The 23,600-nt window shown below is 40.8% G+C and carries 17 protein-coding genes, 1 pseudogene and 1 other annotated feature; of the genes and pseudogenes, 14 read left to right on the forward strand and 4 right to left on the reverse strand.

Features of this window, described 5'->3' with window-relative positions:
* Together G631_RS0110940 and G631_RS0110950 are read right to left on the reverse strand one after the other, a co-directional pair.
* Nucleotides 1-272 (reverse strand): annotated as a pseudogene (locus G631_RS0110940) (hypothetical protein); the annotation flags it as partial.
* A gap of 153 nt (nucleotides 273-425) precedes the next feature.
* Nucleotides 426-1,607: a hypothetical protein gene (locus G631_RS0110950; protein WP_026489486.1), complete on the reverse strand. Its 1,182-nt coding sequence runs from the start codon at nucleotides 1,605-1,607 to the stop codon at nucleotides 426-428.
* Between the two features lie 209 nt (nucleotides 1,608-1,816).
* Nucleotides 1,817-2,085 (forward strand) — a binding site (T-box leader).
* 98 nt (nucleotides 2,086-2,183) lie between these two features.
* On the opposite strand from G631_RS0110950, the gene proS reads away from it, so the two are divergent.
* The gene (proS, locus tag G631_RS0110955) at nucleotides 2,184-3,614 is read left to right on the forward strand and encodes a proline--tRNA ligase (protein ID WP_026489487.1); all 1,431 of its coding nucleotides are present in this window, start codon (nucleotides 2,184-2,186) and stop codon (nucleotides 3,612-3,614) included.
* A gap of 78 nt (nucleotides 3,615-3,692) precedes the next feature.
* On the opposite strand, the gene G631_RS0110960 is transcribed toward proS, so the two are convergent.
* Together G631_RS0110960 and G631_RS0110965 are read right to left on the reverse strand one after the other, a co-directional pair.
* Nucleotides 3,693-5,378, reverse strand: coding sequence for a GGDEF domain-containing protein (locus G631_RS0110960; RefSeq protein WP_026489488.1), 1,686 nt, complete (start codon nucleotides 5,376-5,378; stop codon nucleotides 3,693-3,695).
* The gene (locus G631_RS0110965) at nucleotides 5,371-7,095 is read right to left on the reverse strand and encodes a GGDEF domain-containing protein (protein WP_026489489.1); all 1,725 of its coding nucleotides are present in this window, start codon (nucleotides 7,093-7,095) and stop codon (nucleotides 5,371-5,373) included. Before G631_RS0110965 ends, G631_RS0110960 begins: the two co-directional genes overlap by 8 nt.
* Nucleotides 7,096-7,195: 100 nt before the next feature.
* On the opposite strand from G631_RS0110965, the gene G631_RS18905 reads away from it, so the two are divergent.
* From G631_RS18905 to G631_RS18915, 13 genes are all read left to right on the forward strand, one after another.
* Nucleotides 7,196-8,539 (forward strand): CCA tRNA nucleotidyltransferase, encoded by a 1,344-nt coding sequence (locus G631_RS18905; RefSeq protein ID WP_035789730.1) that lies wholly within the window; start codon nucleotides 7,196-7,198, stop codon nucleotides 8,537-8,539.
* Between the two features lie 10 nt (nucleotides 8,540-8,549).
* The gene (locus G631_RS0110975) at nucleotides 8,550-10,217 is read left to right on the forward strand and encodes a PEGA domain-containing protein (RefSeq protein WP_026489490.1); all 1,668 of its coding nucleotides are present in this window, start codon (nucleotides 8,550-8,552) and stop codon (nucleotides 10,215-10,217) included.
* Between the two features lies 1 nt (nucleotide 10,218).
* Nucleotides 10,219-10,458 (forward strand): RNA-binding S4 domain-containing protein, encoded by a 240-nt coding sequence (locus G631_RS0110980; RefSeq protein WP_026489491.1) that lies wholly within the window; start codon nucleotides 10,219-10,221, stop codon nucleotides 10,456-10,458.
* Between the two features lie 70 nt (nucleotides 10,459-10,528).
* Entirely contained in the window at nucleotides 10,529-10,840 is a 312-nt protein-coding gene (locus tag G631_RS0110985) for an FtsB family cell division protein (protein WP_026489492.1), read from the forward strand.
* A gap of 75 nt (nucleotides 10,841-10,915) precedes the next feature.
* On the forward strand, nucleotides 10,916-12,322 hold the full coding sequence (gene tilS / locus G631_RS0110990; protein ID WP_026489493.1) for a tRNA lysidine(34) synthetase TilS: 1,407 nt from the start codon (nucleotides 10,916-10,918) through the stop codon (nucleotides 12,320-12,322).
* Between the two features lie 15 nt (nucleotides 12,323-12,337).
* Nucleotides 12,338-12,862: a hypoxanthine phosphoribosyltransferase gene (gene hpt, locus G631_RS0110995; protein WP_026489494.1), complete on the forward strand. Its 525-nt coding sequence runs from the start codon at nucleotides 12,338-12,340 to the stop codon at nucleotides 12,860-12,862.
* Between the two features lie 26 nt (nucleotides 12,863-12,888).
* Nucleotides 12,889-14,748, forward strand: a complete 1,860-nt coding sequence (gene ftsH / locus G631_RS18910; RefSeq protein WP_035789732.1) for an ATP-dependent zinc metalloprotease FtsH — start codon at nucleotides 12,889-12,891, stop codon at nucleotides 14,746-14,748.
* Nucleotides 14,749-14,952: 204 nt separating this feature from the next.
* Nucleotides 14,953-17,043: an alpha-glycosidase gene (locus tag G631_RS0111005; protein ID WP_026489495.1), complete on the forward strand. Its 2,091-nt coding sequence runs from the start codon at nucleotides 14,953-14,955 to the stop codon at nucleotides 17,041-17,043.
* A gap of 85 nt (nucleotides 17,044-17,128) precedes the next feature.
* Entirely contained in the window at nucleotides 17,129-17,992 is an 864-nt protein-coding gene (fba, locus tag G631_RS0111010; protein ID WP_026489496.1) for a class II fructose-1,6-bisphosphate aldolase, read from the forward strand.
* 72 nt (nucleotides 17,993-18,064) lie between these two features.
* Nucleotides 18,065-18,568, forward strand: coding sequence for a GreA/GreB family elongation factor (locus G631_RS0111015; protein WP_026489497.1), 504 nt, complete (start codon nucleotides 18,065-18,067; stop codon nucleotides 18,566-18,568).
* A 26-nt stretch (nucleotides 18,569-18,594) separates the two neighbouring features.
* Nucleotides 18,595-19,101 carry a flavin reductase family protein gene (locus G631_RS0111020; RefSeq protein WP_026489498.1) on the forward strand — a complete coding sequence of 169 codons (507 nt, stop codon included), beginning with the start codon at nucleotides 18,595-18,597 and terminating at the stop codon, nucleotides 19,099-19,101.
* Between the two features lie 30 nt (nucleotides 19,102-19,131).
* Nucleotides 19,132-20,466 (forward strand): ABC transporter substrate-binding protein, encoded by a 1,335-nt coding sequence (locus G631_RS0111025; protein ID WP_026489499.1) that lies wholly within the window; start codon nucleotides 19,132-19,134, stop codon nucleotides 20,464-20,466.
* A 10-nt stretch (nucleotides 20,467-20,476) separates the two neighbouring features.
* Nucleotides 20,477-23,572 (forward strand): ATP-binding protein, encoded by a 3,096-nt coding sequence (locus tag G631_RS18915; protein WP_051197156.1) that lies wholly within the window; start codon nucleotides 20,477-20,479, stop codon nucleotides 23,570-23,572.
* Nucleotides 23,573-23,600 lie beyond the last annotated feature (28 nt).

The raw sequence follows: 23,600 nt of genomic DNA on the forward strand, positions 1-23,600 counted from the left end.
ATTCCATCACCGATGCCTATAGATTCAGCCACTTTTGAGACTGGCTCGCCAGCAAAGGTCCTTGAAATTAATTCAAGCTTTTGATCAGCTGACCATTCCTTCTGATGACCACTGGCTCTGAGCATCTCTGGTCCATGTAAATCCTCAAGTCTATGCCATTTACGTATCTTGCTTCTAAAACTTTCAGTAGAAACTCCTTCTGGCGTGTCAGCCCATATACCTTGCCTGTGAAGTTCTACGCATTCTTTTTTAAATTCATAACTATAGCGCATGAAAATACCCCCTTACTGGATTGTCCAGTAAAGGGGGTACATATCAGCCAAGGAAACGGTCGTTTTTAACGATTAAATAAACTGGCCAACCTTCTATCAGGTAGCACTCTTTTTGTATCTTTATAATATCACATTCTAGGTTATTATCAAGCATCATATTGATACACTGAAACCTCCAGAAGATGTGGGTGCGGTGATTCCTCCGCCCATAGCAGCGCCGGGCATTGATATTACTGGAGTAATCTGGCTTGAAGTGTTGCCACCAAATATAGTAGCGGGACTAGGAGATGAACTTCCTGTTGAAATGGCACTTGAGTTTGCTGCCTTGGATTTCTCATGTTCCATAAGACCTTTGAGATATTCCTTGTCTGCTTCGGCGATTTCTTTCATTTCTTTTGCGCGGTGCTTTATCTTTAGCATCTTAAGGTCATCCTCAGACATATTAGGGTCTGGTGCATATAGGGTCTCTGACAACTCTGTAAGATCAAGATCCTCCATCATTTCAGACATGGCTTGATTCATTTGATCCATCATTTCAGTCATGCTCTGTGAGGATGCGTCTGCAACCTGCTCAGTATTTTCTGCTATCGATGCCATCATTTCTTCTAGCTCGTATTGGTTTTCTGCTAATAATTCTTCAAGAGACTGCTGGAGTTCATATTGAAGATCCATCTCTGGAATGTATTGGGAATCAACATCAAGGTCACCTTCATTAGCAGCATCTGCTAATTCTTCGCTGTCCTCAAGTTCTTCTAATTCCTCAGGATTTTCGTTTTCGTCTTCGGCCTTTTTATCTTCTATTTCTTCAAGTGCAGCACCAAAGCCCTTTTGGTGACGCTCTACCATTTCTTCCTGCTCCAGGTGAACGGCTTTTTTCCTTGCTACCTGTTCCATTGATTTGGCGTGATCTATAGCAAGCTGAAGCTCTTCATCATCGTATTCACCAGTGTTTCGAAGCCTTTTAAGGCGCATAACCTCACGCTTTGCAGCCTGAACGGCGCTTCTTGCACTGACCGAGTTTTTACTGCGGATTATTTGTGAAGATATTTTCTTGAAACTATATTGGAGTTTCTTTTTCTCATTAGATATTTCTTTAGATTTATTTCTGGAGGCTTTAAGCTGGTCAGCGTAGCTTACGCTTTGCTCAACGACGCTGGATTTCTTTTCCTGTTTCCAACGGTTGTACTCCAGCTTTCTCAGCATATCAGAGCCAGAACCTTCGGTATTCTCGATATTTGGACCTGAGGAGGATTTTGACGCAGATTCGCCCCATGAAGATTTACCTGTGTACATATTTGAGTATGAAGTTACATTACTCAGAATACCTACCGACATTTGCATCCTCCATGACGCATCTGGCACAAAAATCCATTTTGGCACATTAACCCTTATCACCATTTATATCGGCAGTTTGATTGATATAGTTTATATGATAACTTCATAAATGTACAAAAAGATTTATTTGGTATGCATATCAGTATTTTTATCACAAATCATTTCTTGACATTAATTTGAAATGTGAATAAAATCATCTTTAAATATATTTATAGACGTTGAAGAGGAATAGTAACTGCGTAAGCGTTTCAGAGAGAGGGCTATTGGTGGAAGGCCCTTACGATAAAACAGTGAACCTGCCTTGGAGTTCTGTGTGAGATTACTGATCACAAGCCATATTTAGAAACGTATTCGGAGAGTGACAGGTTATGTAAGCACAGCGTATCCCGCGTTAAGGGTTAATGAAGAGAAATCTGGGATATTTGCCATAGACCAGATTTAAATAGGGTGGTACCGCCGATTACCTTCGGTCCCTGTTGTAGGGATCAGAAGGTTTTTTTATGCCTTTAATCCCGCATTTTGTAAAGCGCTGGTTTAGACCTGCGCAACACAGAAACAATGAAAAGGAGAAGAAAAATGGCAGACAAAAAACTCGTAGCAGAAATCACATCCATGGATGAAGATTTCACACAATGGTACACAGATGTGTGCATCAAGGCTGACCTTGTAAGCTATTCTAACATCAAGGGATGCATGGTTATCAAACCAGCAGGATATGCAATCTGGGAGCTCATCCAGAAGCATCTTGATGCAAGATTTAAGTCAACAGGCGTTCAGAACGCTTACCTTCCAATGTTTATTCCTGAATCACTTCTTCAGAAGGAGAAGGATCATGTAGAAGGCTTTGCTCCAGAGGTTGCATGGGTAACACACGGAGGACTTGAGCCACTTACAGAGAGATACTGCGTACGTCCTACATCAGAGACTCTTTTCTGCGATTACTACAAGAATGAGATTCATTCCTACAAGGATCTTCCACAGGTTCTCAACCAGTGGTGCAGCGTAGTTCGTTGGGAGAAGGAGACAAGACCTTTCCTTAGAAGCCGTGAGTTCCTCTGGCAGGAAGGACACACAGCACACGCTACTTTTGAAGAGGCAGAAGAGCGTACACAGCAGATGCTCAATGTATATGCTGATTTCCTTGAGAACGATATGGCTATTCCAGTTATCAAGGGCCAGAAGACAGATAAAGAAAAATTCGCAGGAGCTGAGGCTACATATACTGTAGAAGCTCTTATGCATGATGGACGTGCTCTTCAGAGCGCAACCAGCCATAACTTTGGCGATGGATTTGCCAAGGCATTTGGAATCCAGTATGCAGGCAAGGATAACCAGCTTCACTATGTAAATCAGACTTCATGGGGACTTACAACACGTACAATCGGAGCTATGATCATGGTACATGGTGATAACTCAGGTCTTGTAGTACCTCCTAAGATCGCTCCAATCCAGGTTGTAGTTATTCCTATCCAGCAGAAGAAGGAAGGAGTACTTGAGGCAGCAAATAAGATTGCTGAGAGTCTTTCAGATTTCAGAGTTAAGGTTGATGATACAGACAGAACACCAGGCTTTAAGTTCGCTGAGCAGGAGATGAGAGGAATTCCGGTTCGTGTAGAGATCGGACCTAAGGATCTCGAGGCTGGCAAGTGCGTACTGTGCCGTCGTGATACAAGAGAAAAGATTGAATGTGCAATTGATGAAGTTCCATCCAAGATGGCAGAGCTTCTTGATCAGATTCAGAACGATATGTTCAATAGAGCTAAGGCACACCTTCAGGCGCACACATTTGCAGCTCACAATAAGGAAGAGTTTGCAGAGGCCTTCAAGGAGACAAAGGGCTTTGTAAAGGCTATGTGGTGCGGATGCCGTGAGTGTGAGGACAAGATCAAGGAAGAATACAATGTAACAAGCCGTTGCATTCCATTCGAGCAGGAGAATCTTTCAGACAAGTGTATCGTATGCGGACAGCCAGCCAAGAAGATGGTTTACTGGGGAAGAGCATACTAATTCTATTAGTGTTATAGGACAAAAGAAAAGCAGGAGCGCCAAGTTTGGTTCTCCTGCTTATTTTTTTCCTAATAATACTTAATCTCTTTTCATCATGTGACTATAGAACTTGCGCTTATATTCATACATTCTTTTATCAGCAAGCATGACTACTGAATGAGTATCTCTATCCTTGGTTTCTGACCTAAAAGCATATCCGTAAGATACGCTGTGGTTAGCTTCCGGATCTGTTTCATCAAGAGCAAGGAGTTTGGAATCAAGAGTCATCAGCATGGAATCCAGCAGCTCTTTTTCTATATTAGTAAAAAGAACTAAAAACTCATCGCCCCCAATTCGGAAATACTCGCCGGTTCCTTCAAATACATCCTTAAGGCATGTGGCAAAGGATTTAAGAAGTTTGTCTCCTGCGGGGTGACCTGAGTTATCATTAACTTCTTTTAGCCCGTTCAGGTCAAGGCTCAGAATACAGAAGTCATCTTCTGATTGATTAAGTTCCAAAAGCCTTTTATCACAGCTTACTCTGTTAGGAATATCCGTTAGATTGTCAACGTAGGCTATCTGAGTCAGTGAGGCATATTCCTGTCTCTGGGCAAAGGTTCTTGTCATAAAGATGAAATGATGTAATAGCTGCGTTATAACAAAGAACAGGCTTCCAGCTGGAACAAGGAAGTTTAGTACATAGCTTTGTCTATAGTCTACTATGACGCTTAACAATCCTGCGATGCCATACACTGTAAACGAAAGAGCCAGAATCGTTAGTCCCAGCATCAGGATTCTGGTGGAGGGATTCTTGGATTTAGCCTTTATATCTCTTATGTCATAAACTATCAAAAGAACTAGTCCCAGAAGGCACATAACATAAAATGGCATTCTGAAGTGATGGATGTGAACCCTGTTAAAAAGATGAAGGGCGATAAAGAGTCCGGCAAATATCAAACTTGAGAATCCCAGAAAGATTGTAACGGAATTGGACTGTCTCTTGTGAAGGATATAAACAAGAAGATACATCAGGGGCAGAATAAGATACATTGCGGAGTATTCCAAAAATGTGGCAAAGGGAGTACTAACATAAAAATCAATCACATCATAGGCATTTATCATCCACAGCCCGGTAACTGAGCTTAGTATAGAGCATACAACCTGAGAGGATACCCCAGTTGTCCTTACATAGAACAAAAGAGATATTATAAGGAATACTAATCCAAACAGGATTAGAAAAATGGATGTAAAGCCAGGGAAAAGAACAGAATTTAAAAGAATCCTGTAAATGTCATCATAATTGCCAAGGAGAGGACTTAAGATATCAGCTCTTGAGTCGTTTTCTGTAATATATAGGATGATCGATAGCTTTTTTCCTGCATAATCCGCTGGAAGCCCTACACTATGGAAACCGATGCCGATAAAGGTTGAACCAGAGGTGTCTTCCGTGTATTCTTTTTTGATAAGAACATCATCAAGATATACCTCATATGCACAGAACTGAGTTTTAAACATTAGATAAGGGAAGGGCGCTTTTACGTCAAGAAGGGGTTTTGGCATGGTAAGTGTGAGGATATCACCCTTTGAAAAGGTAGTATCTATCTGGGACCCAAGGTGTTCTAAGTTTGTGTTTAGATAGTGTTCATTGCGATAAGAAATGGTCCAACCCTTGTCGAGGGTAATAACAGGATATTTGGGGGTAAAAGAGAACATAAGACTAAGGCCGGCAATTATTGCCAGCATGAGAATAATAGCAATGATCAGGAAAGATCTCTTTTTATACATTAGTAGTCACCTCCTGATCTTCTTTTCCGTGATGCTCACGTTTCATCTCATACATCCTGTTGTCTGCAAGCATATAGACCTCATTGGCTGAACTGTTTGGAACCTCAAAGCTGTAGGAATATCCATAGGAAACGCTATACTGAAAAGCCTGTTCCTTATGATTCCAGTCACTTATGATGGAGTAAAGCTCATGAATACGCTTTGTTAGATTAAGAGTTCTATCTTCCATCAGAATAACGATGAATTCGTCACCGCCCATGCGTCCTACCAGATTGGCATCCCAGAAGCAGTCAGATAGAATTGTAGCAAAACCTGTAAGGAGACGGTCTCCCTCGTGGTGTCCAAGGGTGTCATTTACCTGTTTTAGCCTGTTGAGGTCAAGGCTTATGATGGCATAGGTGCTGTGCTCAGAAGAAATCATCTGCATTACCTGCTCACACCGTGCTCTGTTTGAAAGACCTGTAAGTGCATCAGTATAAGCTAAATCCGCGATTTTACTTTGCATAGATGCAATATTTGAGCTAAACAAACTGTAATATAGGTAGCTGATCATGAGGCAAACCACAAATATCAGGGCGCCAAGGGTAAAACCTGTGAGCGAAGCATTGGTTTCACCACCTCCATGACCATATTTCAATAGGTTATATCTGACGATATCTATTACGGAAAACAACATGAAAGCTACAAGGCCAAATACAAATATGTTGTCTGCAGCAAAAACATTTTTTACACTATCGTTTCTATGGGCAGCATAGTCCCGGAATATCAGGACCACAGAAATAACAAATTCTATTCCGGATACAATGTGCAGAACGTGAGTAAAGTCAGAAAATCTGGCAATGTGAGCAAAATGAACAACTATTGATGTGAGGAAAAGGCCGATGTCAATTAAAAAGAGACTGGCAAATATCTTTTTGGCTTTTCCGTTATATACACTCATCAGATAGCCGACTATTACAGTTGGAATGTTATAAAGTGAAGCATATTCAAGAATTGTATTGTTGATACTGTTATCCAAAAGCAGGTCGAAAACCCTGTAATAGGACATGACATATATGCCCAGCATAATGGATATTAACCCGCTAAAGAGAATTCGAAGGTCATTACTGTGATAAATAAAAAGATATGGTGACAGGATTATAAGGATGATTCCCAAGGTGAACAAAAAGGCACCAACAGCGATAGGTATAAAGGATTTATGAAAGTCGAGAATCTGGATGTCATCTCTTTCGCCCATATATACGCTTGACAGCCCGGAAAAAGAGGCATTTCTTCCACCAATTAGCTGAATGGTGAGAGTTTTTCCTGCGTAATCATTGCCGAGACTGATATAGTGGTTCTTTTTAGGAACAGTATTTCTATCCAGATAATAGTCCATTCCAAAGTCATAGATCAGTTTTTCGTCCAGATAGACGTAGACAAGAGCATGAATAGAATAGAAAGAAAGACATGGATCATCAAAGCCCACATTATCAAGAGTTCTCGAAATAATAACTTTTTCGAACTCATTTATTACTCCAATGTCGGCTTCAGAAATATCATCGCAGTGGAAAAGCTGTCCTTTACAACTTACTGTCCAATCATCGTCTAAAGAGATGACCGAATCAGGAGGAGTTACTATCAAATCCATCATCTTAACCGAAAATATAGCGATAAGTAGCAGGATGATAACAGCAAAGGACAACAAGAAAATCTTAATCGCCTTTTGATATTTCATAATAAAATCCTCTTAATTACATATATTTAGTATACTTCCATTAGGAGAAATTGCCTAGCATATTATTCACAAGTAAAGGTGTTTAAGCTATTATTGAGATATGAAGATTAATTTACCAGATAATGCAAAAATAATATTAGATACGATCCACCAAGCTGGATATGAGGCTTATGTAGTTGGAGGATGCGTTCGCGATGCAGTCCTTGGCAGAATACCAGGAGATTGGGATATCACCACAAATGCACTGCCTCAAGATATCAAAAAGCTTTTTAGAAGAACCATTGATACAGGAATAGAACATGGAACAGTTACCGTCATGATGGGAAAAGAGGGATATGAGGTAACTACCTATAGAATTGATGGCAAGTACGAGGATAACAGACATCCAAGCGAGGTTACATTTACCAAAAATCTTACAGAAGATATGAAGAGGCGTGACTTTACTATCAACGCCATGGCCTATAGCGAAGAAGAGGGCCTGATAGACAGATTTGGAGGGATTGAAGATATCAAAAAGGGTCTGATCAGGTGCGTAGGAGAGCCAAGGGAGAGGTTTTCTGAGGATGCACTCAGGATCATGAGAGCGATAAGATTTTCAGCCCAGCTTGATTACTCAATAGAAGAAAAGACTAAAGAGGCAATAAAAGAGCTATCTCCAACTCTTGAGAAGATAAGCGCTGAGAGAATACAGGTAGAACTTGTGAAACTTCTTTTGTCAGATCATCCAGAAAAAATGAGAGATGCATATGAACTTGGCATAACAAAGGTCATATTGCCTGAGTTCGACGCATGTATGGAGACAGATCAGAACAATATCCATCATGCTTACTCCGTTGGTGAGCACATTATAAAAGCCATGGAGGAAATAAGGCCAGACAGAGTATTAAGACTCACTATGCTAATGCATGATATGGCAAAACCTGCTACAATTACAGTAGATGAAGAAGGAATAAGCCACTTCCACGGACATGATGTGGAAGGTGTGAAAATGGCCAAGGATATTTTCAGAAGGCTGAAATTTGACAGAGATACTATGGATAAGGTTTGCAATCTTATCCTGCACCACGATGAAAGATTTGAAGCTACCCCCAGAAACGTCAGAAGAGCCATGAACCGCGTAGGCGTAGATGCTTTTAATGACTGGCTGGAGGTCAGACACGCAGACACTCTTGCCCAGAGCGAGTTTGCAAGAGAAGATAAGCTAAGAGACATTGAAGATATAAGAGCTCTATATGAGGAAATTCTCAGGGAAAAAGAGTGTGTCACCCTAAAGGACCTTGCTGTAAATGGCAAAGACCTTATAGAACTTGGAGTAACGCCTGGAAAGACAATTGGAAATATACTAAGTAATATGCTTTTGGATGTTTTGGACAATCCAGAGCATAACACCAGGGAGTATTTGCTAGAGCCGGAGCGCCTAAGAGATTTTATGAGGGATCATTGAGGGGATAAAAGTGAAAAAGATATTGGCTCTTTTGTTAATTGGAGTAATGATCATGGCCTCGAATTCCGCAGTAGTATCAGAGGCTACAAGCGGTGGGAAGGTTAACGTTTCTCTTATTGGCAGGTATGATTCAGCTGATACTGCAGCCATTAGGTCAATTGATGTGGATAAAAAGGAAATACGACTTAGAAATCACTCCACAGGCAAGACCTACACTCTTAGCTATGACAACACCAGTATGATGTATGACATCTATGGAAGGGCACTTTCGCCTAGGCTTTTGGAAGTTGGACAGATTGTAGATGTTACCTTTTTAAAGAGTACCAAGCATATCACAACGCTGGATGTTTCCAGGAAGGCTTGGACTATTGCAACTACAAGAGATCATGACTTTGTCAGATATGATGGCACAGCAAGAGTAGATGGCAGCATTTATAAGATTGATCCAAGGACTCTTATCATAGCCGAAGATCAGCTGGCTCTTGCAGAGGATATCCTTGAAACAGACACAGTAACAGTTTGCGGTATAGACAATGATATTTATAGCGTTGTTGTTGAAAGCGGGCATGGCTATGTGAGTCTATCATCTGAAATGGTGGAAAACCAGAGCCTTGTCGGAGCCTGGATTGAGCTTGATAATGCAGTAATTCATAAGATTTCGCCTAACATGCTCCTAAGCGCGCCTGAAGGGGATTACACATTGCAAATCCTTGGAAATGGAGCCAATTACCAGACTGAAGTTAATATATCCCGTAATCAGGAAACAGTTGTCGATACAAGTGAGGTTAACATTTCAAGGCCCAAGGAAGGCCTGGTTACCTTTGAGATTGAGCCGGAAACAGCAGAAGTTTTTGTGGATGGTCAGAGAGTCCTGACAAAGGTTCCTCAGACTATTCAGTATGGTTATCATAATCTGAAGATCATAGCTGATGGCTATATTACCCAGACCAAGTACCTCAAAATAGGAACACCCAAGTCTGTTATCAGCTTATCTTTGGAAAAGGATTCTGCAGCAGTTGAAAGTAGTAGTGCGGCTTCAGCATCTACGCTTCCTCATAAGGAATCCTCTGATCTTAGCAACAAAGACGCAAGCAGGGATAAGAGCGCAAGCACAGCAACTACGGCTGAGCAAAAGAAAAAAGAAACAGTAAGCCAGAATTCATCTGATAATCCAGCGCAGAACAAAGTGATCGAGGGCTACAAGATATATGTGGATGAACCAAATGGAGCAGAGCTTTATTTTGATGGTAGTTATATAGGAATGATTCCATGTAGTATAGCCAAGATTTCCGGGAACCATGAAGTTATCCTGAAAAAAGATGGCTACGAGACAAAGAGCTACAGAATTCATATAGATACATCCAAGACAGATCTTGAATATAAGTTCCCGCCAATGGTCAAGATTAAGTCTGATGAAGATTCATCATCAAGTGCTACGACAGCTTCAAGTTCATCAGGTGATTCTTCTTCTGACGCTTCATCAGAGAAATCATCAGATTCATCAGGGGATGCTTCTTCAGAATCCAGTTCTGGCGGACAGGACTCCTCCAAGGATGCAAGTTCAGGAGAAAGCTCTGATGATAGCTCTTCTTCCTCATCATCTGATGGAGGAACACATTCAGGCAGTACAGAAATAAGCGATGCAGCAAGCACAGCCTCTGCATCTTCAGGAGATTAAAATGAGATTAGACAAGTATTTAAAAGTAACAAGACTTATAAAAAGACGCACAGTTGCCAACGAAGCCTGTGATGCAGGGAGAGTACAGATAAATGGCCGACCAGCCAAGGCTTCTGCAGAGGTGAAGGTTGGAGACAAGATTACGATTGGATTTGGTAACAAAGACGTAAATGTAGAAGTATTAGATGTGCAGGAAACCATCCATAAAGAGGACGTAAGTCAGCTTTATCGTTATATTTGACACGAAATAAAAAACTGTATTATTATAAATTTAGGAAAATTTCAATATTTTTTGTATGAGGGAAAGTATTATGGCAAGGCGAGCACGCTACAAAAGGCGTCGCTTCCAAAATACGGCAGGTATGATCTGGGCTAGTATTGTAGTGCTGATCTTAGTCACGGTTGTATCAATATCGAGTGTTTCGCTAGTTAAAAAAGCCAATGAATATCAGGCTAGAGAGGAGGCACTCGTTGCACAGATCGAAGAAGAAAATAAGAGAAGTGCAGAGATTGCCGAATTTGAGAAGTATACGCATACGCGTAAGTACATAGAGGATACAGCCAGAGATAAGCTGGGACTAGTATATCCCGGGGAGATTGTCTTTAGAAATGAAGACAACTGATCATGAACTGAGGCGCAGGCATCAATACGAGGAAACGTATGAAGTCTGCGCTTTGCTTTTTTCCTTAGGTTTATTATGAATAATTTTGAAAATAAAGTTTATGAGTTTATTAAAGTTAATAATATGATCAATCCCGGAAGCACTGTGCTTGCGGGTTTTTCGGGTGGTGGCGATTCAACTGCCATGCTTCTTGTGCTGTGCGCCCTAAAAAAGGTTCTTAACATTAAGATAGTTGCGGTGCATGTAAATCATGGTATCAGGAAAGAGGCAACTGAGGACGAGGCTTTTGTAAGGGCCTTCTGCACTGAACATGATATAGAGTGTGATTTTTATAATAAAGATATTCCTGCCTTATCCAAAAAGTGGAAGATGACTGAGGAGGAGGCTGGAAGACGCGCCCGCTACGAGGCATTTGAGGAAACAGCTAAAAGAAAAGGTGCAGACTGTATAGCTGTTGCCCATCACCAAAATGATGTGGCTGAGACACTTCTTATGAACCTTCTAAGAGGAAGCGGACTTCATGGAGCAGGCGCTATAAGACCGGTAAGAGGAAACATAATAAGGCCTTTTTTATGCGTCACACGAGATGAAATTGAGAAATATTTAAAAGCAAAGAGACAGCTCTTTTGCCATGATAAAACCAATGATGAGAATATCCATACCAGAAACATAGTGAGAAATATTCTCATCCCAAAAATGGAAAAAGATGTAAATAGTAGTGCTGTAGCGCATTTGTGCAGAGCTGCTATTGAGTTTGCCAAGGCAGATGATTATATCCAGAATAGGACTGATGATGCTTTTAAGCAGATAGTCAAGGGGAATAAGAGTAAGCTTTTGATAGACCTGAAGTCCTTTAGGGGCTGTGATGAGGCTATTAAGGCTAACATTATATTAAGAAGTCTTGAGAAACTCACGCCTCACAGAAAAGACATCACGTCAGCCCATGTTGACTCTATACTTGCTCTATCTTGTGATTCATTCGGAAGCGCCTCTGTGGACCTGCCATATGGGCTTATAGCAAATAGAAGCTATGATGAACTTACCATAGGCAAAAAGGACACAAAAAATTCACCTGATAGTGCAAAAGAGGTAGAAATACCACGGACTTTGGATGTGGGCGATAAAATATCGTTTGAAATTCCAAATTTAGGTGTGGCACATATAAGTATATTGCAATATAATGGTGGGAAACTGTTTCCGTCGTCAGCGTATACTAAATGGTTCGATTATGATAGAATACAAGGAGCTGTTTTTAGATGCCGCAGACCAGATGATTACATCCTTCTAGAGCAGGAAGATGGCCTTCACAAGAAGAAAATAAGCAAGCTTATGACTGATGAGAAGGTACCAAAATCTAAACGGGATGAGATTTATCTCTTGACGGATGGTAGTAGCGTTTTATGGGTTCCGGGAGTGCGAATGAGTGGAGCCTATAAGATCAGCGATACAACAGGCAGGATATTAGCTATAAATATTGAATAATGGAGGTTTTTAATAATGGCTGAATCAGTTCGTGTCCTTCTTACAGAAGAGGAAGTGGATAAGAGAATCCAGGAATTGGGAGATATGATTAGCAGGGATTATCAGGGCAAGTCAATTCACCTGGTATGCGTCTTAAAGGGCGGTGTTTTCTTTATGTGTGAGCTTGCTAAGCGTATTACTGTTCCTGTAACTATGGACTTTATGTCTGCTTCCAGTTATGGAAGTGCTACAAAATCAAGTGGAGTAGTTAAGATTGTCAAGGATCTTGATGAACCACTCAAGGACAGAGATGTTCTTATTGTTGAGGATATCGTTGATTCAGGCAGAACTCTTTCATATCTTATAAAGATGCTCGGAGACAGAGGACCATCCAGCATCAAGCTTTGTACACTACTTGATAAGCCAGAGAGAAGAGTTACAGATGTCAAGGTTGATTACACAGGATTTGAAATTCCTGATGAGTTCGTAGTAGGCTATGGTCTTGACTACGACCAGAGATATCGTAATCTTCCTTACATTGGCGTAGTAGAGTTCAACTAATTATCCTTGAAGGGGGTAAGGGGAATTTGAATAAATCCAGAAGTTTTAATTCGCTGTTCATAATCATTCTGATAATGCTTGCTTTTGTAGTTGTTATGGAATACGGCAGCGGACTACTAAATAATAGTAATGATGTGTACAACGTGACAACACTTACAAGAGATATAGAAGCTGGTCAGGTTGGAAAAGTTGTCATTATGCCAAATGCAGAGACTCCCACTGGATCTGTAAGAGTATTGTTTACTGACGGAAGTGACGAGGTTCTTTTTTACTCAACAGACGTCACAAAGGTAGAAGCTCTTTTGACTGGAACAGATGTGATCTTGGAGGTCAAGGACATACCTTCTGAGAATATACTGATAAACGGTATTATTCCAATAGTAGTTGGTCTTGTTATCATGGTATTTTTCTTTACTATGATGACTGGAATGCAGGCTGGAGGCGGAACAAATGCCAAGATGATGAACTTTGGCAAGTCAAGAGCCAAGATGTCCACCAGCGAAGAGAATAAGACCAAGCTCGATGATGTAGCCGGACTTAAAGAAGAGAAGGAGCAGCTTGCAGAGATCATTGAATTTCTAAAGGATCCTGCCAAGTTCACCAAGGTTGGAGCAAGAATACCTAAGGGCGTTCTTCTTGAAGGTGCTCCTGGTACAGGTAAGACGCTTCTTGCCAAGGCTATAGCTGGTGAAGCGGGAGTTCCATTCTTTACAATATCAGGTTCAGACTTTGTTGAGATGTTTGTTGGTGTAGGTGCATCAAGAGTTAGAGATCTTTTTGCAGATGCAAAAAAGAACGCACCATGTATCGTCTTTATCGATGAGATAGATGCCGTTGCCAGAAGACGTGGAACCGGTATGGGCGGCGGACATGATGAGAGAGAGCAGACTCTTAACCAGATGCTGGTTGAGATGGATGGATTTGGAACCAACGAGGGAATCATTGTTATGGCGGCTACAAACCGTGTAGATATCCTTGATCCAGCCATCATGAGACCAGGACGTTTTGATAGAAAGATCACTGTTTCAAGACCTGATGTAGGTGGAAGAGAGGAAATCCTCAAGGTACATGCCCGCAATAAGCCACTTTCCGATGATGTTGATCTTAAGAAGGTAGCACAGACTACAGCTGGATTTACTGGAGCTGATCTTGAGAATCTCCTAAACGAATCTGCTATTAATGCAGCCATGGGTAACAGAGGAGTTATCAAGCAGGAGGATATAGAACGAGCATTTATCCAGGTTGGAATCGGTACTGAGAAGCATAGCCGTATCATTTCCGACAAGGAAAAGAAAATCACTGCTTATCATGAGACTGGTCATGCAATCTTGTTCCATGTTCTTCCAGAAGTTGGACCAGTACATACAATATCTATCATTCCTACAGGACTGGGGGCAGCTGGTTATACAATGCCACTTCCTGAAAAGGATGAAATGTTTATTACCAAAAAGAGAATGCTTGAGGATATCATGGTTTCTCTTGGCGGAAGAATTGCAGAAGAGATCATTTTCGGCGACATTACTACTGGCGCTTCAAGTGATATCAAAAAGGCAACTACTGAGGCCAGAAACATGGTTACCAAATATGGCATGTCGGGGAATATAGGCGTCATAAATTATGATGAGAATGAGGAAGATGTATTTATCGGATACGACATTTCTCATTCCAAAAAGCACAGTGAGTTCATGGCGGGGGAAATCGATAAAGAAGTTAAGATGATCATCGATAAATGCTATGCTAAAGCTAAGGAAATAATACTTCAGTACGAAGATATACTCCATAGCAGTGCGAATCTGCTGATTGAGAAAGAAAAGATTGGCAGAGAAGAATTTGAAGCTCTCTTTGAGGGGAGAGAAATCATTACTGACGTGGATGTAGAAATATAATTTAGTAATAATGCACAAAAACATACAGCTGTTTTTGACAAATTTGTGAAGTATTAGTCTTTACGCGGGTATGGGTGGATGTTAGTATAATATGCGTAACCCCCCAATACATTATATAGTTTTTTGCTATACCCCATAAGAAAGAAATACCTTCTCTAAAAAGACAGCGTCGTAGCTGTCTTTTTTGCATGTATAGGAAAGAGTATGAACACAAAAGCTTTATTTCATGATATGACCCTGGATTATTTAAGACCAGCGGAACCAGATAAGAATAGAAAGACACAGGTAAGACTTAGAACTGCCGCAGGGGATAAGGTAGAACCTACACTTGTTTGGGGTAATGAGAGACGCAAGATGCGCCTTAGTGAAACTGATGGTGAGTTTGCTTATTATGATGTGGAAGTGAAGACAGGAAGTGAACCTGTGATGTACTACTTCGAGATAAGTGCTGATGATGGCAATGCTTTGATATACGATAAGAGAGGCTGCAGCAGGAATATCCTTGATAGCATGAAGTTTAAGATATTTCCAGGCTTTTCTACACCATCATGGGCCAAGGGTGCTGTTATGTATCAGATCTTCGTTGACAGATTCTGCAATGGAGATAAGTCCAATGATGTACTGACTGGAGAATATGTTTATAACGGACACAAGAGCATTCATGTTGATGAATGGAGCCAGTATCCAGATTCAAAATGGGATTTTGGAGAGTTTTACGGCGGAGACCTTAAGGGTGTAATGGACAAGCTTGATTACCTTAAAGACCTTGGAATAGACGTGATCTATTTTAATCCACTGTTTGTTTCTCCATCTTCTCACAAGTATGATACTCAGGACTACGATCATATTGATCCACATTTTGGAGTGATATTGGATGATGAGGGTGAGCTTAATGACGGTTCACAGGATAACTCAAAGTCCACAAGATATATTAGCAGAGTTACCAGTAAAAAGAACCTGGAAGCCAGTGATGCCCTTTTTGCGCAGCTTGTAGAAGAGGCTCACAAGAGAGGCATAAGAGTAATTCTGGACGGAGTATTTAACCACTGTGGTTCCTTTAACAAGTGGCTGGACAAAGAGCGTATATACGAAAAATCCAGCGATTATAAGAAAGGCGCCTATGTGGCTGGCGACAGTCCTTATCATGACTTCTTCTCTTTTAACGGAGGAAACTGGCCATACAATGGAAATTATGATGGCTGGTGGGGCTATGATACCCTTCCTAAACTCAATTATGAAGGCTCTAAGGAGCTTGAAGATTATATAATAAGAATCGGACGCAAATGGGTTTCTCCTCCATACAATGCTGATGGCTGGAGACTTGATGTGGCGGCAGATCTTGGCCACTCCAGGGAGTACAATCACAAGTTCTGGAAGAAATTTAGAGCAGAGGTCAAGAAGGCCAATCCAGAGGCTATAATTTTGGCTGAGCACTATGGACCAGCAGGCGAGTGGATGCAGGGAGATGAATGGGATACTGTAATGAACTACGATGCCTTCATGGAGCCACTTACCTGGTTCCTGACTGGAATGGAGAAACATTCAGACGAATTCCAGCCTGCAAGAGTAGGTAACGCAAGAGAGTTCTTTGACACTATGAACTACTGTGGAGGCGAGAATTTCAGCATGCCTTCCCTTTACACTGCTATGAATGAATTGTCTAACCATGATCATTCAAGATTTCTTACAAGAACATCTCAGAAGGTGGGAAGAGTATCAGATCTTATGCCTTCTTCTGCAGAGACAGGAATCAATAAAGGCGTTATGAGAGAGGCAGTTATTGTTCAAATGACATGGCCTGGTGCTCCTACAATATATTACGGGGATGAAGCAGGATTATGTGGATTTACAGATCCAGATAACAGAAGGACATACCCATGGGGCCATGAGGATAAAGAAATGATAGCCTTCCACAAGGATATGATCGCTATCCACAAGGAATGCCCTGAGCTTATTTCCGGATCTATCAGAGAACTTCTGGCAGATAACAATTTTATCGCCTATGGAAGATTTAATAGAACAGCTGCTGTCATTGTAGCCATTAATAACAATGATTTTGAGGTCACTAAAGAGATAGAGGTATGGCAGACAGGAATTCCAAGGGATGCCAATCTCAGCACTCTCTTATCCTCAGGTTACACAGGCTATATCAAAGACGGATCAACTGTAAGAGTCAAGGATGGAGTTCTTACGCTCACACTTTCAAGAAGATCAGGCATAGTACTTAGATACAACAGCTTTGCTCCTGTATCGGACGATGAATTCTGGGCAGACAACTTCTTTGATTTTGGTTGATTGTGAAATGATTAACTTTATTTTTTCAGACAACGAGTATATAATGTACTTATCTATAAATTCAACGGAATAAGGGAGAAGAACAATGTTAGTATCCGCAAAAGACATGCTTGTAAAAGCAAAAGAAGGCCACTATGCAGTTGGTCAGTTCAACATCAATAACCTGGAATGGACAAAGTCAATCCTTCTCACAGCAGAAGAGCTTAAGTCCCCAGTTATCCTTGGTGTATCTGAGGGTGCTGGTAAATATATGACAGGTTTTGGTACTGTTGCAGCAATGGTAAAGGCTATGGACGAGAGCCTTGGAATCACAGTTCCTGTAGCACTTCATCTTGATCATGGTACATATGACGGATGTTACAAGTGCATCAAGGCTGGATTCACATCTATCATGTTCGATGGTTCACATTATGACATCGAAGAGAACGTTGCTAAGACATCAGAGCTCGTTAACGTTTCTCACCAGCTTGGTATTTCTATCGAGGCTGAGGTTGGTTCAATCGGCGGCGAGGAAGACGGCGTTGTAGGAATGGGCGAGTGTGCTGATCCAGAAGAGTGTAAGAGAATCGCTGATCTCGGCGTAGATATGCTTGCAGCTGGTATCGGTAACATCCATGGTAAGTATCCAGAGGGATGGCCAGGACTTAGATTTGATGTCCTTGATGCTATCCAGCAGAAGACAGGAGCTATGCCTCTCGTACTTCACGGCGGCACAGGAATTCCTGCAGATATGATCAAGAAAGCTATTTCTCTTGGTGTATCCAAGATCAACGTTAATACTGAGTGCCAGCTTTCATTCGCAGAAGCTACACGTAAGTATGTTGAGGCTGGTAAGGACCTTGAGGGTAAGGGATTTGATCCTCGTAAGCTTCTTGCTCCAGGCGCTGAAGCTATCAAGGCTACAGTTAAGGAGAAGATGGAACTCTTCGGATCAGTTGGAAAGGCTTGATTCGATCAGAACTAGATCAAATTGGGGCGAGGCCGAATGGCTTCGCCCTTTAATTTTTAGGGGGCGTATCGCATGAACAACGAATTAACACGTAAAGATATTGAGGATATGGAGGCAGAGATCGAGCACCGCAAGATCGTTGTGAGAAAAGAGCTTTTAGAGCATGTCAAGGAAGCAAGAGCACAGGGAGATTTGTCTGAGAACTTTGAATATTACGCAGCTAAAAAGGCCAAGAATCAGAATGAAAGCCGTATCCGCTTTTTAGAGAGAATGATAAAGACCGCCAAGGTTATTGATGACAACACTACAGAAGATCAGGTCGGAATGAATAAGACAGTCACTGTACATGTTGAGGAAGATGATGTTGATGAAACCTACAAGATTGTTACAACAATGCGTCAGAATTCCCTAAAAGGTCTTATTAGTATAGAATCACCACTTGGAAAACAATTACTTGGACATAAAGTAGGAGACCGTGTTACTATAAAAGTAAGCGATAATTATAGTTATAAAATAACGATAACTAAAATTGAAAACACAGGTCTTACAGAGGACGATAAGATCAGAGATTTCTGATGTTTTCTTTGTTTCTGGAGGTGTATATGCGAGTATTTCAGGACTTTAACCCGGAAGAAGTTGAGCAGGGCGCTTATATCTTTAGCGGCAGAAGATTTCTTGTAACTGCAGGAGACGGAACAAAGGTCAACACTACAGCAACCTCAAACGGTGGAGTTGGCCAGATGTGGGGGAAACGCGTCACTTTTATTTGCGTCAGGAAAGACAGATACACCAAGGAACTCATTGATGCTTCCGGCGAATACTCGCTTAGCTTTTTAGATAATGAGCAATATAGAGGTGCTATGAAGTACCTCGTGGCCGTTTCAGGCAGGGATGAGGACAAAATAAAGGGTGCAAGACTCAATGTGGGATATTATCAGGGGGTTCCACTTATTGAGGAAGCCAGCAATGTTATTATATGTAGAGTGCTCTATAGGAAAGAGATTGGTGTGGATGGATTTGTAAAGAGCATTCTGCCAGAGGTAGAGGAAAAAGAAATAGCGGATTATGTAATTTACGTTGGGGAAATCAAGAAGGTATTGATAAGATAACTAGTTAAAAATGTGCTTATTGAGGGGCATATGATAGCAAAAAAAGTTAGAAATATCTTTTCTGTTTTGACCAGCATTAGCGTGCTTTTAGTTGGTGTACTATCAGGATGTGGAGATCCTTATGTACGCTTTGAGGAAGGTGCGCACATTTTAGAAGACTATGAGAACAGTATATCTGAGGAACTCAAATTCTTTGACCCAGATAAAACTGTGCAGATATCAGGATGGCTCGATGAGTCCTGTGTCAAAAATCTAATGGCTTTTCTAGCCGAAGAATACCCGGATTATACATTTGAATACAAATATATATCTAAAAACAGCTACGAACCAATAATAGATGCTGAACTGGCTTCAAAGACTGCCACAAGCATTGTCATGATGACACCTATCATGGCTAAAAAACATGCAAAGAACAGGTATATAGAAGATCTGTCCGAGTATTGTCAGGATTTTAAGGACGAAGGTCGCAATGCCTTTATGTATGGAAATGAAGTCTACGCAGTTCCCTGTACAAGTGATTTTCAGTGTATTTTTTACAATAAAGAAATACTAGCTCAAAGTGGGCAAAAGCTTCCGGTTTCCTTTAAAAGCTTTGTGGAACTGTGCGACTTTATGAACTATGAAATGGGAATAAAGCCTATGTCGGCAGGGTTAAAGGACACAGAAAAAGTTGCTGATACAGCGCTGGCTCTCCTTGCATCAGGTTATTTTGCGTCAAATGAAGGCAAGAAATTTGGAGGACGTCTGGCTTATGGCAGAGCGTCATTTTATGAAGAAGTAAGACCTTATATGTCAAAGTGGCAGGAACTATGCATACATAATGTTTATACAAGACAGATGTGCATTATGGATGAAGCTGCAGCAATAGAGGAATTTGCAGCTGGAGAAAGCTTCATGTACATGGGCGGATTATATGACTACAACAGGATAGTCGAAGCAAATCCAAATATAAAGTTGGGAACTATGGCTGTTTATAGCGATTTTGTGGGAAGGGCAGCTCTTATTGGGGGATGTAATTGCGGATTTGCAGTAAACAGCTATGCGCCTAATAAGGAAATTGCCAAGGCGGTAGTTGAATCTATTTCTACAGAAAAAGGTCAGAGAGCCTTGTGGCAGGATAGGCAAGGAAGCCAGACATATCTAAAAGGGGTTATATTTGATAATCCGGATGAATTTGATACCATTAGGCCTTTGGAAGATGCAGGGAGAATGATAATGCCATGGTATAGCTGGGGAGATCACAGCAGTGAAATATACGAAACTTTTGGGGAGGAACTTCAGAAAGTAGTGATGGGAGATAAGAGTCTTGATACAGCCTTTAAGTCAATTGATGAAAGGGTTGGCAGTATTCTCAAAGAAAACTAAGAGGTCATTTATGAGTGCAAAAAAGCAAAGTCGATGGAGCTTTAGTATAAAGACGCAGTTTAGAGCAATCATAGCTGTGCTTATTGTGGTGCCTATTGTGATACTGGGCATTTATATGTATGTAGTAGCTACAAATAACCTTATCCAGCAGACTCAGATAGCCATGCAGGGAGATACAGAAGTTATCTCTAATGGTCTGGAGAGTAATTGTAAAAGAAAAAATGACGTCATTAACTTTTTTACTTATGAGGAACAATTTAGAGAAAAGCTTGAGCACGCCAGTAGTAATCCCTATGCCCTATCTGATGAGCTCAATAATAATATCGAACCTCTTATCTGGTACTATCTTAGTAGCGATAGTAGTATCGAGTCTATAAATGTGTATTCAGAGCTTATTCCCACAGATCATCTTGGAGATTTTTTAAAAAAGCCTGCATCAGAGTATGAGGAAAAATGGTATGACCTTTGCAGAAATGACTATAGCATAATGTGGGTAACTGATGGCGCGGGCGGTATTTATGTTATAAAAGCGCTGGTGGATACAGCTACTTCTTCAAAACTTGTTGGAATGGTTGTTTTAAAGATAAGCAATAATGATTTCTTTTCCCTTATAAATCATGCAAGCTATCTTGATAATGGCATTCTTATCATAGACGAAAACAGAAATATCATAATACATAAGGCTATAGACGATAAAAAGCTTGATACAGAAATATGTCAGGTTGCCATGGGATATGGACTTGATTTCATGGATAACCAGTTCATAAATACAAAAGACTATTTTATGGCTTCATCAGGAAAGCTTACAAATGGATGGAAGCTCTTTTACTATGTGGATAGAAATGAAATCACATCAGATGTAGTATCAATTCTAATGTCAGACGTTGTGATAGCAGCGATATTGTTTATGCTGTCATTTGTTGTTGCGTCAATTTATTCTGAAAAGCTAAGTCACAGGATAAAGAATTTAAATGAAATAGCTGGTCAGATCAGAAAAGGCAATTTTACAGTGACGGACAAGGACGGAACTCCTGATGAGATTGGTAAGCTTTCTACTGCGATGGTAGGAATGGCAGGCCAGCTAAGAGAGATGGTTGAGGAAATCAACAGACGTAACGAAGAAGACCTTCAGATGAAGGAAAATGATATTCACTATAGAGAATGGTTGTTTGATTTTGTGGTTGAAAAAAATAATGATATCCTTGCGATCATTGATGAAGACAGCATGAAACCAAGTTTTGTAACAGCAAATGTGGAGGATGTTCTTGGTATACCATTAACTGAAATCCAGCATGATATAAGGAATATAGAGAAGGCACACCTTATAGAAGAGGACAAATACGATACATTTGAAAGCATCATAGAAAATTGCCGTAATAAAGGTGAAGAAATAATACTGGATGAGATTGCGTTTAAAAATGAAAAAACTGGTGACCGCCTGTATTACAGAGGAATCATTGTATGCACAATAGATGATGGTGGAAAGAGAATTGCTCTGGCCCTCTATGACAGAACCCAGGAGTTTAAGCGAAATCACCAGCTTCAGGAAGCACTTAGCGCAGCGGAGACTGCTAATAAGGCCAAGACAAGCTTTTTGGCTAACATGTCCCATGATTTCAGGACACCTATGAATGCTATTACAGGCTTTAACCTCCTTATTGACAAGCATTCAGATGATCCTGATAAGGTAAAAGAATATACCCACAAGATCAGCCTTGCTTCACAGAATCTTTTGTCACTTCTAAATGATGTTCTTGATATGAGTAAGATTGAAAGCGGTAAGACCACTCTTGATATTGCAGAGCTTCCGCTAGGACTGTTGCTGGAGGAGATAAATTCTGTAATAAGTTTCCAGGCAAAGGCCAAGAATCAGGAGTACGTGGTAACTGTAGGAGCCATGCAGCATGAGATATTCATGGGAGATAAGAAGAGGATAAATGAGATCCTAATGAATATCCTTGGAAATGCTATAAAGTACACGCAGGAAGGCGGAAAGATTGAATTTAATATAAGTGAGTCTGCTTCTTCTTCAGAAGGATTCCAGAATGTGACCTTTGTAGTAAAAGATAATGGAATGGGAATGAAGGCAGAATACAAGGACAAGATATTTGATGCATTCTCAAGAGAAGAAAAGGGCGCAACCAAGACTATTCAAGGAACTGGGCTAGGAATGGCTATCACAAAGAGCCTTGTAGAACTTATGGGCGGAACTATCAGAGTTGAATCTGAGGAGGGAAAGGGAAGTACCTTCACAGTAAACTTAAGGCTCAAGGCTGTGGAAAGTAAGGATGTGGATTTCTGGAGCGCTCATGGAATTCACTCTATGCTTGTTATTAACAGTGATATGGAAGAGGATGCTAAGCATAAAAAAGCCTATGAGAAGGAAGCTTTTTCTGCAGATTGTGCATATTCGGGCTTTGATGCTCTAAAGATGATAGACGGTAAGGCAGCGGAGAATAAGAATTATGATCTTATTCTTGTTGATGAGACAATAGAAGATATAGATATTGTTGAGCTAATAAAGAATATACGTGGAAAAGACAAACGAAATAACAGTCTTATCATTGCAGTTGTGGATAACTATGAGAAGCTGGCGGATAAAATTAGAGAAGCTGGCTGCAACGAGGTACTTCAAAAGCCAGTATTTAAAGTCAATGTGAGACAGGCTATAGAAGATATCACAAAGCTCAATGAAGTCAAAGAGGAAGTAAAGAATCCTCTTGAGGGAATGAAATTCCTGGCAGCAGAAGATAATGATATTAATGCGGACATCCTGACAGAGCTTATGGATATGTGTGGAGCCAAGGTCACTAGAGGATGTAATGGTCAGGAAGTTGTGGACATGTTCAAGGCAGCCAATGAGGGAGACTACGACATGATCCTAATGGATATCCAGATGCCTGTAATGAATGGCTATGAAGCGGCAGCAGCTATCAGGGCCCTTGGTACAGACTGGTCACAGAGAATTCCTATTATAGCCATGACAGCCAATGCATATGCAGATGATGTACAGCTAGCTTTTGATGCCGGAATGAATGCACATGTAACAAAGCCTATAGACATAAAGGTTGTGGAAAAAACAATTCTTGAATTTAAGAATAAGTAAGGTTTTATTTAAGCCATAAATGTGAGAA

It is taken from the genome of Butyrivibrio sp. XBB1001 (genome assembly GCF_000424505.1).
GTDB lineage: Bacteria > Bacillota > Clostridia > Lachnospirales > Lachnospiraceae > Butyrivibrio.